The 13,077-nt window shown below is 55.5% G+C and carries 9 protein-coding genes and 1 pseudogene; 8 read left to right on the top strand and 2 right to left on the bottom strand.

Going from position 1 to position 13,077, the window contains the following annotated elements; genetic code table 11:
- Window positions 1-116: 116 nt before the first annotated feature.
- The 5 genes and pseudogenes from PLANPX_RS27795 to PLANPX_RS17185 all read left to right on the top strand — a co-directional run bounded on the left by PLANPX_RS27795 (window position 117) and on the right by PLANPX_RS17185 (window position 5,922).
- Window positions 117-1,667 (top strand): cation-translocating P-type ATPase, encoded by a 1,551-nt coding sequence (locus PLANPX_RS27795; RefSeq protein ID WP_198421752.1) that lies wholly within the window; start codon window positions 117-119, stop codon window positions 1,665-1,667.
- A 2-nt stretch (window positions 1,668-1,669) separates the two neighbouring features.
- The gene (locus PLANPX_RS27790) at window positions 1,670-2,662 is read left to right on the top strand and encodes an HAD-IC family P-type ATPase (protein WP_232536153.1); all 993 of its coding nucleotides are present in this window, start codon (window positions 1,670-1,672) and stop codon (window positions 2,660-2,662) included.
- 93 nt (window positions 2,663-2,755) lie between these two features.
- A pseudogene (locus PLANPX_RS17195) lies at window positions 2,756-3,828 on the top strand (phosphoketolase); the annotation flags it as partial.
- Entirely contained in the window at window positions 3,809-5,062 is a 1,254-nt protein-coding gene (locus PLANPX_RS17190) for a hypothetical protein (protein WP_152099923.1), read from the top strand. The pseudogene PLANPX_RS17195 and the gene PLANPX_RS17190, both read left to right, overlap by 20 nt.
- Before the next feature lie 11 nt (window positions 5,063-5,073).
- On the top strand, window positions 5,074-5,922 hold the full coding sequence (locus tag PLANPX_RS17185) for a sugar phosphate isomerase/epimerase family protein (RefSeq protein ID WP_152099922.1): 849 nt from the start codon (window positions 5,074-5,076) through the stop codon (window positions 5,920-5,922).
- A 442-nt stretch (window positions 5,923-6,364) separates the two neighbouring features.
- Here PLANPX_RS17185 and PLANPX_RS17180 read toward each other — a convergent pair whose 3' ends face one another.
- Window positions 6,365-7,750: a sigma-54-dependent transcriptional regulator gene (locus tag PLANPX_RS17180; RefSeq protein WP_152099921.1), complete on the bottom strand. Its 1,386-nt coding sequence runs from the start codon at window positions 7,748-7,750 to the stop codon at window positions 6,365-6,367.
- Window positions 7,751-7,821: 71 nt separating this feature from the next.
- Window positions 7,822-9,396, bottom strand: a complete 1,575-nt coding sequence (locus PLANPX_RS17175; RefSeq protein WP_152099920.1) for a protoglobin domain-containing protein — start codon at window positions 9,394-9,396, stop codon at window positions 7,822-7,824.
- Window positions 9,397-9,813: 417 nt separating this feature from the next.
- Here PLANPX_RS17175 and PLANPX_RS17170 point away from each other — a divergent pair, with 417 nt between their 5' ends.
- The 3 genes from PLANPX_RS17170 (at window position 9,814) to PLANPX_RS17160 (ending at window position 13,055) form a co-directional block, all read left to right on the top strand.
- The gene (locus PLANPX_RS17170) at window positions 9,814-10,449 is read left to right on the top strand and encodes a chemotaxis protein CheB (RefSeq protein ID WP_152099919.1); all 636 of its coding nucleotides are present in this window, start codon (window positions 9,814-9,816) and stop codon (window positions 10,447-10,449) included.
- A 497-nt stretch (window positions 10,450-10,946) separates the two neighbouring features.
- Complete coding sequence (locus tag PLANPX_RS17165) at window positions 10,947-12,806, top strand: heavy metal translocating P-type ATPase (protein ID WP_232536425.1); 1,860 nt, start codon at window positions 10,947-10,949, stop codon at window positions 12,804-12,806.
- Between the two features lie 60 nt (window positions 12,807-12,866).
- The gene (locus PLANPX_RS17160; protein WP_152099917.1) at window positions 12,867-13,055 is read left to right on the top strand and encodes a hypothetical protein; all 189 of its coding nucleotides are present in this window, start codon (window positions 12,867-12,869) and stop codon (window positions 13,053-13,055) included.
- Window positions 13,056-13,077 lie beyond the last annotated feature (22 nt).

Here is a 13,077-nt window from a genome sequence, read left to right as displayed (position 1 = left end):
GTACGCCGTGCTCCTTTCCGCGAATGCCCATACTTTAAGAAGTTGCGGCCACCGTACGCGCCTGAGGTTATATTCTAGCCATCCACTACACAAGCCGCCTCAGCATGGTCGGTTAAATGAGCAACGGCGTGATCGCTGAAGCGTACTGGGTCAGGCCTCTCGACGAGCAGCTGCGGTTGCTGCAGAGCGATCGCAACGGCCTGTCCGAATCTCTCTCTCGCGCTCGTTACAAAGCTCGAAAAACGAGTCATCCCGCTCGAAAGCAGTATCGACGCCTGCGACTATTTCTTGCGCAGTTGAAGAGCCCCATTACCATCTTGCTGCTTGGAGCAGCTGCGTTGTCAGTCTTAGCGCACGACCACGCAGACGCTCTCATGGTCCTGGGAATTGTCATGGCAGGCGCATTCCTCAGCTTCTGGCAAGAGAATGGCGCCGCTGGAGCCATGGAAAGGTTGCTCGCTCTCGTATCGACGAAGTGCGTCATCCTTCGCGAGGGAAGGCGTGTTGAACTTCCCTCCGACAGAGTCGTCCCAGGAGATGTCATTGAGCTAACTGCTGGATCGACCATACCAGGCGACGGCTTGCTCATCGAGAGCAGGGATCTCCTCGTCGACGAAGCGTCCTTGACAGGCGAATCCTTTCCTGTTGAGAAAATACCCGGAGTACTTCCGGCGGATACTCCACTGTCGCAACGCAATAACACCGTGTTTGCTGGAACGCATGTCGTCAGCGGCGTTGGTAAGGCGTTAGTGGTTCATGTAGGTAATGTCACGGAATTCGGCCGAATCTCCCGTCAGCTCCAACGGCAGCCCCCAGAGACTGAGTTCGAGCGCGGAATCCGCCACCTTGGCAATCTCTTACTGGAGGCGACGACGGCCCTACTTCTCGTGATTTTCACCGTAAACGTTCTATGCAAACGAGACGTGCTGGAATCGTTGATGTTCGCGTTGGCGTTGGCTATCGGACTGACTCCCCAGCTACTCCCGGCGATTATCAGCGTTAATCTCGCACAGGGCGCAAGACGCATGGCCGCACTCAAGGTGATTGTTAGGCGACTGTCATCTATCGAGAACTTCGGGAGTATGAATGTTCTATGCAGCGATAAAACGGGGACGCTGACGACTGGAATCGTTAACGTTCACTCGGCGCTTGATCCCCTTGGACGTTTATGTGACGCCACACTCCGCGCAGCGACGATCAACGCGGCTTTACAGACTGGTTTTAGAAATCCCATCGATGAAGCGATTCGGAAGCGCCTGAGCTTCGATCCGTCCGCCTACCGAAAAATCGGCGAAAGTCCCTACGACTTCATCAGGAAACGCCTCAGCGTTCTCGTCGAATTCGGTGGTGAGTATCAGCTCATCACCAAGGGTGCGGTGGACAATGTGCTGAGCGTATGCTCGCGGGTTAGGCTGCGCGACGGAACTTGCGTCGAGCTGGCAGTGCACGAAGCGGAAATTAGTCGAGTCTACCGAGAGCTGAGCGAACAGGGCTTTCGCACCCTCGCACTCGCGAAACGCCATTATGAAAAGCGAGTTCCGCAGTATGGACAGGCAGTCGAGTTGGAGTGCGATATGGTTTTCGTGGGATTCTTAGTCCTGGAGGATCCGCCCAAAGATGGCATAGTCGAAGCGATATCACGCATCGACTCGCTTGGGTCCGCTTAAAAATGATCACTGGCGACAATCGCCATGTCGCGAAGCACGTAGCCCGGCAAGTGGGACTTGCTAGCCCATCGATGCTCACAGGTAGTGAGATTCGTCAACTCCGCGATGAAGCATTCCTCAGACGGGTGGACGAAACCAATGTCTTTGCGGAAATCGAGCCAAATCAGAAGGAGCGAATAATTCTGGCTCTAAAGCAGGCCGGCGCCGTGGTTGGTTATTTAGGAGACGGAATCAACGACGCCACCGCGTTGCATGCCGCGGACGTTGGCATATCCGTCGACCAGGCGGTTGACGTCGCCAAAGAGGCTGCAGATATCGTGCTGCTGCAGCGCGATCTTAATGTTTTGGCGGCGGGCATTCGAGCGGGCCGAGAAACGTTCGCCAACACGCTCAAATACGTGTTCATGGCAACTAGCGCAAACTTTGGCAACATGTTCAGCATGGCCGGCGCTTCTTTATTCCTGCCATTTCTGCCGCTCTTGCCACAACAGATTTTACTTTTGAATCTGATGACTGATTTTCCTGAGATGGCCATCGCAAACGACCACGTAGACGACGAACTCCTCGCCGCGCCGCGTCGTTGGGATATTGCCTTCATTCGCCGATTTATGGTCGTGTTCGGATCGATCAGCTCCATCTTCGACTTCATAACGTTTGGCTTTTTGATGGCGATGGGAGTCAGCAATGAGTTATTTCGTGCTGCGTGGTTTCTTGAGTCTCTGGTGTCGGCCTGCCTTGTCGTTCTGGTGGTAAGAACGCGAAGACCTTGTTGGCAAAGCCTTCCTGGGCGATGGTTATCTGCTTCGAACGCTGTAGTCATATTGGGCGCCGCGTTACTCACTTGCCTGCCCTGGGCGAGCGCCGCCGGGTTCGCCCCATTGCCGCCAAAAATTCTCCTGGGTATTTCGACAATCGTTGTCGCGTACGCGGGAACTGTGGAAGTCGCCAAACATGGCTTCTATCGCTGGGAGAACCGCCGCCGAGCCACTAGCTGAACAGTTGTCGTCGCATTATGTCCGTGGACTGGTCAGGCAACGAGCGAGCATGACCTCCTGACTTACAATCACCCGAAAGAAAGGTGGTCGCGTATGACTCCAACCGATCGCTCCGATGATCCCGTAGCCTTGTTGGATGCCTATTGGCGCGCAGCCAATTATCTCTCGGTGGGACAAATCTATCTTCGCAGCAACCCTCTACTACGCGAGCCTCTTGCACCAGAACACATCAAGCGGCGGCTGCTCGGGCACTGGGGTACCACGCCAGGTCAAAATTTCGTCTATGCGCATCTCAACCGAGTGATCAACAAGTACGCGCTAAACATGATTTACATTTCCGGCCCGGGCCACGGGGGCCCGGGCTGGTGGCGAATACCTACTTAGAAGGCTCCTATACAGAACATTATCCTGACGTCACTCAAGACGAAGCAGGAATGGCAAAGCTGTTTAAGCAGTTCTCATTTCCTGGCGGGATACCAAGCCATGTGGCCCCTGAAACTCCGGGATCGATCCACGAAGGCGGTGAGCTGGGATACTCGTTAAGTCACGCTTTCGGCGCTGCGTTCGACAATCCGGAGTTGATCGCGGCATGCGTCGTTGGCGACGGAGAAGCCGAAACCGGGCCGCTGGCCACGGCTTGGCACTCGAACAAGTTCCTTAACCCGGTAACGGACGGTGCCGTCCTTCCCATTTTGCATCTGAACCGTTTTAAGATTGCCAATCCGACCGTGCTGGCGCGAATCACCAGCGAACAGCTCGCCGACTTGATGCGAGGCTATGGCTATGAGCCGTTTTTCGTCGAGGGGGACGACCCCCGCGACCATGCATCAGCTGATGATCTCCACGTTAGATACCGTCGTGGAGCGCATTCACGACATTCAGCGGTCCGCGCGTGAACAAGGCGCTTTGGAGCTGCCTGTATGGCCGATGATCGTATTGCGATCGCCTAAGGGCTGGACGGGGCCTGAGGAAATCGATGGCGTCCAAGTCGAGGGAACTTGCGCTCACATCAAGTGCCTCTATCGGAAGGGCCTGAGGCTCCTGACCACGTACCGCTTCTTCAATCGTGGATGAGAAGCTACCGCCCTGAAGAGCTGTTCGACGGGTCTGGACGTCTCCTCCCCGAGTTGGCTCGACTGGCGCCTCTTGGAAACCGCCGTATGGGACGATCAATCGCTCCTAGTTGACCTCGACTTAGAGTACGTCAACTTCGACGACCCTTCCTTGCCACTGCATGAAGCTTCTCGGGCCTTGAAGCTACAAAGGCCGGTCGTTCACTCTCTGCAGACAGCCTTGAATGAATACGGCATCACTCCGCTGCACCTGCTTAGCGGGCGAGGACATCACCTCATTTGGAAAGTGCCGCTAACGTCTTTTGCGTTTAAAGCTCTCTCTCATCTCGGACATTTGCCCGATTGCGTTCGCGGCAAATACCAACAAGAATTGCCCCCAGGGGGACATTCAGTGCCGGAGGAATCCGGAAGAGCATTCGCGGGCGTCGGCTTAGTGATGGAGTTCCTGGCGCATCGTGCGCTTCGCGAAGCCACAGAAGCATGCCAGATCCCTATCCAGCTTACTGCCGTCGAGGTTGGCCCCATTGAGCATGGTCGCGAGATTATCTCCATAGACCTTTCGGAGTACGGCGACCCCCTTCATACAAGAGCCATACGCATGCCCTTCAGTAGGTATTTAAAATTTGAACACGCTCAAGCGAGTAACGCTTCGCCGCTCGGCGCTTCGCGATTCGTTATTCCGCTTTTTGAAATGGACGAAGAACAGGGCCTACAATGCATGCAAGATGCGGCCGCCGTCCGCGATCTCGCGACGCGAGCGTCGACCGCCATTCCGGACGCCCAACGCGGAATGGAGCAGCTGATTGCTGATTACTGCGGATCGAAATTGGCGCGCTTTCACCGGTACTTTTACAATTGCGAGCATGACGCGCCCGACCAGTGGCCGCAGACTTACGATGTAACGCCACTTGGATGCCTCCCAAAGTGCGTGCGTCGACTTTTAGAGGAACCAAACGAACTGCTCCTAAAGCCCGCAGGCCTTCAGCACTTAGTACGCACGCTCACGGCGGAGGGGTGGCATCCCCGTCATATTGCGGGATTAGTACGCTCGAAATACGAACGCGATTACCATTTGAATCCTGGTTGGTTTGTCTACGACGCATCACTTCGAGCTGATTTCTACGTTCGGTTATTCGCCGGCTTGATGGCTGACGGACTCGACCCGCTCGTAGATTACAACTGCAAGTCAACTGAAGAGAAGGGCTATTGCTGCTGGAAAGGTTGCGGGGACATTCTAGAAGACCACCGCACCCGTCTAGTCGAACGCTGCAATCATCGCGAGGGAGTATTTTCCACAGCTAACTTGAAGCATGCGTCCACAACTTAGAAAGCGACAACATGAGCGATTGGCCGATTGGAATCTCCACTGGCGCGTTCTACCAACGTCCGATCCTGAAATGCTTAGAGGATATTCGTGACGCTGGCTTCACGATCGTCGAGATTTGCTCCTACCCTGCTCATCTTAATTACCGGGACTTAGCCGAGGTGACTCAAGCTGCGCAACGTCTTCGAGAACTACAGCTTGAGCCCTACTCATTTCACGCTCCTTTTGCAGATCAGATTGATATTACTTCACTCGATGAATCTACCCGAGCCGCGTCGGTGGGCGCCGTCGAGACGGCGGCGATTGCAGCTGCTGAGCTCGGGGCTAGAAATTTCGTTATTCACCCTGGTCCCGAACGCTCGCCGGTACGGGGCGAAGAGCGCCTATTAAGGATGGAGCGGGGCGCGGAATCGCTGAATTACTTGGCGGAGCGCTGTCGCCAGCTGGGAACGGCTCTCGTCATGGAAAACATGCTTCCACACCTCTGCTTCGGCCTGACCAAGGACATGTTGTGGATGTTGGGAGCTATTGACCGCGTTGACGTAGGGCTTTGCTTAGACACCGGGCACGCGTTCCTATCGGGAGACATAACCAAGGTGGTACACAAGCTGTCGGGACACTTATGGATGGTCCATGCCAATGACAACTACGGCGAACGCGACGATCACTTTCCGCCTGGCCAAGGACGGATCGACTGGAAGGCCCTGGTCGGCCAATTAGCCCACGTGCATTTCGATGGGGCTATCATCCTTGAGATCGGCCTGACGTCCGCCGGGACCTTTGACTTCGGAGCAGCTCAGCAATCTCGCAAATATCTTCACGAGCTCGCCGGAGAGCATGAGCTTGCCGAGCGATTCAAGTAGGCACACCCCTGTGCGTGAACGCACGCGCGGGTCTTGCCCGAACCCCACATTGAGAGAGATGTGGGCTGAAATCGGCGGCATGCAGAATGCGATGCTAGCCATCGCGAGGTAATTGAGAATAGGGCGATTCAATCACCAAAATCAGGAGCTATCACGTGAATGCAACCGCCGATTGCAGAACTGCTAATGCGAAAATGGCCACTTCTGTGACACGAGCCATTACGATGCTCTCCAGTCATTCTTCCTTTCAGCATCGACTGCAGCATTTCTCGTTTGTGCAGGCTGAGGATGTGCTCATTGTCGAAGGAATGGTGCCTAGTTTCTATCTCAAGCAACTGCTTCAGACGACTCTAAAAAAGATTGACGACGTACGGAGGGTGGAAAATCGCGTCCGTGTAGTCTCGTGCGCGGGCTTGAGCAGCGTGCCCGCTAAGCAGCAAAATTATTCTCCCGTTGGCTCGACGCCTTGATCCAACGGCTCGATTCCGTATTTATCCAGCAAGCGGTAGAGAGTTCGGCGACCGATTCCGAGCGCCTTGGCGGTCTTCGACTTATTTCCCTGCATACGCAGATACGTCGCCTCAACGTGCCGACGGCTCACGGATTCTAAGTCTCCAACGGATTGCCCGGGAACGCTGAGTGGCTGTTCATGAGCGCTTCTAACGATCTCGGGCGGCAAGTTCTCGGCGCGTATCCATTCGTCATCCGCCAGGACCTTTGCACGCTCGAGAGCATTGATAAGTTGCCGGACATTCCCGGGCCAGCTGTAGCTCGTAAGCAATCGCAAGACTGGATCTTCAATCTTCCATTCGAAGCCAAGAAAGTGACGAACGAGACGTTCTATGTCGCCTTCACGGTCACGCAGCGCAGGTAGTGCAATCGTCAGAACGTTGATCCGGTAGAAGAGGTCCTCCCGGAAGCGGCCGGCCTGCACTTCTTTCGCTAAATCTCGATTCGTCGCGGCGATTAACCGCACGCGCACGCGGCGCTCCTTGACGGAGCCTACTCGACGTAGCGACCCGTCTTCCAAAACTCGGAGCAACTTTGCCTGTAAACTAGCTGCTAGTTCACCAATTTCGTCGACGAATAGGGTGCCGCCGTCAGCTACTTCGAATAGTCCTTCCTTCGCGGCCACGGCGCCCGTGAAGGCGCCCTTTTCGTGGCCAAACAATTCGCTCTCAAGTAGGGCCTCGGGAAGCGCAGCACAATTGATAATGACCAACGGCTTGTCGGCCAAGCCGCTCGCCTCATGCAAGGCTCGGGCGACGAGCTCTTTCCCAGTTCCACTTTCCCCTTGGATTAGAATCGGTCTGACGGAGCCTGCAGTCCGGCTGATGAGGCGGAACACCTCTTCCATGGCCGAGGAACCGCCCACCAATTGAGGTGCACCTGAGCGTTGCTGTCGCAGCACTGCTTTTAATTGCTGATTTTCTCGACGCAACCGTCCCGCGGCTGCGGCCTTTTTTACGAGGCGCTCCAGCTCGCGAAGACTGATTGGCTTACTTAAGAATTCGCTAGCTCCGAGCTTCATCGCCTCGACGGCTAAACTAACCGTCGCCTCGCCGGTGAGCATCACCACGGGCATATCTGCCCCGCGAGCCTTAAACTGCTCCAACAGTGCGATCCCCGTCATTTCAGGCATCGCAAAGTCGATTACAGCTACGTCGAACGACTGTCGCTCCGTTTCTACTAGCGCATCGGTCCCGTTAGCAGCTTCGCGGACGCGGTAGCCCTTCGAGGCGAAGTACTGGGCCATATCGCCGCGCAACTCGCGATCATCATCCACAAGCAATAGGTCGCACTCGGAAAAATCAGGGCATTCGTGCATAGTATGGTAACTGGGCGGTGACGATTGGGGGCGCAATTTATCCGTAATCTTGCATTCCACGTGCCGATTGCTTAGGTCGAGGAATCGAGAGGAAGCGTAATTGTCACTTCCGCGCCGCGGTCGGTCACGTTAGTCGCTGCAACGCTACCCCCGTGGGCCTCAATGATTCGTCGAACGATCGCCAACCCGAGGCCGCTTCCACGACTTCGAGTGGTAAAGAAAGGTTGGAAAGCCTGGTCGGCCGCCCCCGGGCTGAATCCAGGTCCGTTATCCGACACGCGAATTTGCAGCATCGAGACCTCGTTGTAGCGACATTCCTGACACACTATTTGAATCTTCAGCGGATCGGCTCCCGCGATCAAGCAGTTTTCGAATATGTTTCGAAAGACCTGTACTGTGCGGAAGCGATCGAGCAGCAGTGGGCGGTTTGTGGCCAAGGTCATGTCCTCAACAAGGACTGCATCGCGACCTTTTCTCGCCGTCTCAAGCAGCGTCCAGGCCTCCTGCCAGAGTGCTGAAACACGGCATTCAGTTTTTTCCAATGCAATTGGAGAAGCGTAGCTACGAACCTCGTCGAGAAGCCGGTGCAAATCGCCTTGCGCTTGGGCTGAGCGTTCCACAAGCCGCATGCAAGCTTCATTGCCCGCAAGCTCTTCCGCCAGTAGCTCCGAGCAAACCTGGAGTCGCTGGAGAGAATTGCGACTCTCATGTGCGATCCGGGCGTACATTTCACCGATAGCCTCGAGGCGGCTAGACTTCAGTTGCTGTTCGACAGCCCTTTTCTGTTCAGTGACGTCCTGGCCTACCGCTAGTACTAGCGTGTCTACTCCGATGTTCTCAATGGCGCTAAACGTCCAGGAAATCCAGCGAGGAGGCGACCCCGATTTAAACATTTGCACGTCACAGCAGGAAGTTTCGTGGAGATTGCGTACCGAAGACAGCCGGCGCTCAATATTCTCACGATCTCCTCCAAAGACGTCGCACATCTTCTCAGGAGACGCCGAAAGCTCGGCCGCAGAGTAGCCCGTGAACCTCTGGGCGAAGGGATTGAAATAAGCGATTGAATCGTCGGAGGCGACGATCGCGATTAAGCAGCTCGCATTCTCGACCAGATGTCTGAACTTCTTTTCGCCTCGTTCGCGTTCGAGCATTCGTTCTCGCTCGACGTACTGGGTCTCATAGGCATCTTGAATCAGTGCATGATCGAGATCTAGCAGCTTGTTGAGCGAGACTAACGCTTGCGTTAGCTCGCGGGGGGGGCGAGCCCATTTGTCACACAAGATGCGAGTCAATCCGGCGCGCAATCTTCCAAGCGCGAGGCTCGTGAAACGCTGAGGCAGACCAATTTCCACGTGCCGGCGGCCAACACGCCAGCGCGGTTCCATGTAGACATCGTCGTAACAGCCCCCCAGAAGCTGTGCAAGCCACTCCAGGAGCGTTCTGGAGAGCCTTGCGATCTGAGTAACGCCTCCCGTGATGACACTCAAGGCTTCAGAATGGCGTTGGATCTCTGCATAGAAGTCATCGATCAACTCCTGGGCATGGGGAGCTAACAGCGGCTCTATCTCTGCCATTCTCGCCGCATCGTTTTCGGACCACTCGACGTAGCGTTGCATTTCACGATAGCGAAGCTTGATCTGTTCCATATGGCCTCTCCACACGGCGGACAAGTTTTTGGCTAACGCGTTCCTGGTAACATCATCTGAGCGGAAAATAAAGACAATCCGCACTTCCGTTGCGCGTTTTTGGCACAATACTGCCGGCTCGCGGCCATCCAGCGTGCTCTGTTGCGCTTTTGGCCAGCACTTTCTCGCAATTCGCCGCCTGCAACCGGACAGGCGGAGCGTTCGAATTGATTCGGTACGGTTTGCTTAAATGCGGTTTCGCCCATTCGTGTGCGTTACGGCGCGCGTGAATCGCACGTGAACCAACGCTTCATCGTTGCCGGCGGTCGAGATTGGCGTTTTTCGCCGCATACTGAATAGCATTTCAATAGGCGCACCAAATGCGTGAATGCAATCCTGGACGCTCAGAGAGTGCGATGCTTTAAATAGGGAATTCGAATGCATTTCAGCGCTACTCCACTCACGCACGATATCGCCAATGGATCGTCCAACTCGTCAGGCGAGCCCCGCAGACGCTTCAAATTAGTCGTTATGGCAGCGTCCTTAGGCGGCGTTGAGGCAGTCGGCAATGTCCTCGCTGGCTTACCGGGAGATTTCCCGGTCCCAATCGCAGTGGTGCAACATCGAACAAAGCACTTTCCCAACTACCTCGCCCGGGTCCTACAGCGACGAACATCGCTGACGGTGAAAGACGCCGAAGCGGGAGAGAAAATGGTGCCTGGCTGTGTGTATGTCGCACCCTCGGACCTGCATCTCGTCGTCGATGCACATCACCGTCTCCAATTCAGCGACGGGCAAAGGATACGTTACGTCTTATCCTCTGCAAATCCCCTGCTAGTCTCTGCAGCAGAACATTTAGGCGGTGACGTGCTCGCAGCAGTGCTGACTGGCGGCGGCCAAGATGCGACGGACGGCGTTCAATCTGTCTACCAGGCTGGGGGAGTTGTGATCGCTCAAGACATGAAGTCCAGCGAGAGCTTTTCCATGCCGAAGTCGGCGATAGCGACGGGCTCCGTCAGTCTGGGGCTGCCGCTGCACGAGATTGCGCCGACCATTATGCAATTGCTGATCTAAACGCCACTTGCGTCACATCATACCCCCCAGGCCCCTGCAGTGTACCGTTATCGCTATTCAATCGCCTCCCATGAGCAATCCATCGAACCCTAAGAGTCCATCGGACAACGAATTAATACTCCGCGCCGCTCGGGCCATTACTGACCTTCGCAAGTTGGCCGTTGCACTGACAACCGCCGGCTACCCCGGCCACTCAATTCGCCTACAGGGTTATGCGGCGGTGGTGAAAAGTCTAGAGAACGAGTTAGTCGAGGCACAACGTATGATTACCAAAGAAGTCTCTGTCCATTCCACGCAACCTTACATTACCGGGCCTCAGTTAAACCACTGCCCTGGCGTGTATGCGCGGCGTCCGACGCCAAGCTATCGTTGAGGGACAAGCTACAGTCCGCGATACTCTTGAGGGCCTCGCTCTGTCGGCTTCGTTCAGGTGGATTAGCTTGGAAACTCCAGCTCCAGAAAAATCGTCGTTCGTTGAATTCTGGTCCAACCGCCGAATGACAGCAATTGCCGCCGCAGCGATCGCCGGCATCACCCTACATTTGGTGCTTCGGTATGCCACCAGCACTTCCATATTCATCATTGAGTTGCCGCTCTGGTCCGTCCTATTGTTGGGCGGAGTTCCCCTTGTTTTCGAATTGTCCGCGAAAGTTTTAAGGGCCGAATTTGGATCCGATCTACTGGCCGGCATCTCCATCGTGACGGCGATTATCTTAGGCGAGTATCTCGCCGGAGCCCTTGTGGTGCTGATGCTTTCGGGGGGAGAGGCACTGGAGAGTTACGCTATTCGAAGCGCCTCGTCAGTTCTAAGCGCGCTCGCGAAGCGAATGCCATCGTTAGCGCATCAACGGCGAGGTGGCGTGGTAGTGGACGTACCGCTGAGCGATGTAGCCGTTGACGATGTGCTCGTCATCTTTCCGCATGACATTTGTCCGGTCGATGGCGTCGTGATCGAGGGCCGCGGCTCAATGGACGAGTCGTTTCTGACCGGCGAACCTTTTCAGATGTCAAAGACGCCTGGCTCAGAAGTCATCTCTGGAGCAATTAACGGCGAATCGGCGATCGTCATTCGTGCAAGTCGCCCCGCAGCTGACTCTCGGTATTCGAAGATCATGCAAATCATGCTATCTGCTGAGCAGCATCGCCCTCGAATGCGACGGTTGGGAGACACTCTTGGCGCTTACTACACCCCCCTGGCGCTTGCAATCGCTTCACTTGCTTGGTGGATCAGCGGACAACCGCACCGATTTTTAGCGGTGCTCGTAGTCGCAACGCCTTGCCCGCTTCTAATTGCAATTCCCGTCGCCATTATCGGCGCGATTTCTTTGTGCGCTCGCCGCGGCATCATCGTAAAAGATACGGTTGTTCTCGAAACGATTGCTACGTGCACCACGGCGATTTTCGATAAAACGGGCACGCTGACCTATGGACGTCCACGATTGACGGACCAACTTGTGGTCTCAGATGCTGAAGCCGCAGAAGTGCTGACTTTAGTGGCAAGCCTTGAGCGCTATTCAAAACATCCGCTTGCCCGTGCAGTTCTCGCCGCTGCCAAGTCAGCTGGAGTCGCTTTGCAAGAAGTGAGCGAGATAAGCGAACCGCCCGGCCAAGGCCTGCGCGGCATTGTCGCCGGACATACGGTGCAGATTACAAGCCGTGGCGTGATTGCTAGAGATCAACTCGATCGAGGAGACCAGTTACCACCCCACGCCGGCGGCCTTGAGTGTTGCGTAGTTATTGACCAGTGTTATACAGCGACCTACAGGTTTCGCGACGAACCTCGCAGCGAGGGCGCTTCGTTCGTCAAGCACTTACATCCCTACCATGGCTTCACGAGGCTTCTGATTGTTTCAGGAGATCGTGAATCCGAGGTGCGCTACTTAGCCGAGCAGATAGGCATCCGCGAAGTCTACGCTGAGAAGACGCCGGAGGAAAAAGTCGCCATAGTACGTGCGGAAACGCTGAAAGCCAGAACGTTGTATGTCGGGGATGGCATCAACGATGCGCCCGCACTTCTCTCCGCGACGGTGGGAATAGCTATTGGTCAAAACAGTGACATTACCACTGAATCAGCGGGCGTCGTCGTCATGGACAGTTCGCTGGAAAAGGTCGACGAGTTCATGCACATCAGCAGTCGCATGAGACGCATCGCGCTTCAGAGCGCGATTGGCGGGATGTCACTGAGCGTCGCGGGAATGGCGTTGGCTAGCGGCGGTCTGCTACTTCCGGTGGCTGGCGCGGTGACCCAAGAGATCATTGATGTGCTCGCAATACTGAACGCCTTACGTGCTGCACTTCCGCCGAAAAAGCTCTCGGATTTCTCAAAAGCTCAAGTAGAGCCGCCAACGAACCGTTGATCCCTATCGGGCGGTTAACGCCAATCGCCACGCGGTCGTTCTTTAAACCGGCTGGAAACTATGCGCATCGCTTCCAAAATCATTCTGATTACCGGCATTTCTTCGGTGATCGCGGCGGCGGCGAGCTTTCTTCTCAGCAGGACGCTCCTTTTAGGTAGCGGATACGAAGCGTTCATCGTTGGCTTCGCGATATTCCTTATTTGCGGCGGCATTCTCTCGCTATTCTTGCTCCCTCCCGGGAAACGGTAGTAGCTACGTCACGCCGGTGTGA

This window comes from Lacipirellula parvula, assembly GCF_009177095.1.
Classification (GTDB): domain Bacteria; phylum Planctomycetota; class Planctomycetia; order Pirellulales; family Lacipirellulaceae; genus Lacipirellula; species Lacipirellula parvula.
Note: the sequence above shows the minus strand (reverse complement) of the source record. Positions and strands in the feature narration are given on the sequence as shown.

Coding starts and splice junctions, on each gene's coding strand:
- PLANPX_RS27795 (WP_198421752.1), top strand. CDS start 117: ATGAGCAACGGCGTGATCGCTGAAGCGTACTGGGTCAGGCCTCTCGAC.
- PLANPX_RS27790 (WP_232536153.1), top strand. CDS start 1,670: ATGATCACTGGCGACAATCGCCATGTCGCGAAGCACGTAGCCCGGCAA.
- PLANPX_RS17185 (WP_152099922.1), top strand. CDS start 5,074: ATGAGCGATTGGCCGATTGGAATCTCCACTGGCGCGTTCTACCAACGT.
- PLANPX_RS17180 (WP_152099921.1), bottom strand. CDS start 7,750: ATGCACGAATGCCCTGATTTTTCCGAGTGCGACCTATTGCTTGTGGAT.
- PLANPX_RS17175 (WP_152099920.1), bottom strand. CDS start 9,396: ATGGAACAGATCAAGCTTCGCTATCGTGAAATGCAACGCTACGTCGAG.
- PLANPX_RS17170 (WP_152099919.1), top strand. CDS start 9,814: ATGCATTTCAGCGCTACTCCACTCACGCACGATATCGCCAATGGATCG.
- PLANPX_RS17165 (WP_232536425.1), top strand. CDS start 10,947: ATGACAGCAATTGCCGCCGCAGCGATCGCCGGCATCACCCTACATTTG.
- PLANPX_RS17160 (WP_152099917.1), top strand. CDS start 12,867: ATGCGCATCGCTTCCAAAATCATTCTGATTACCGGCATTTCTTCGGTG.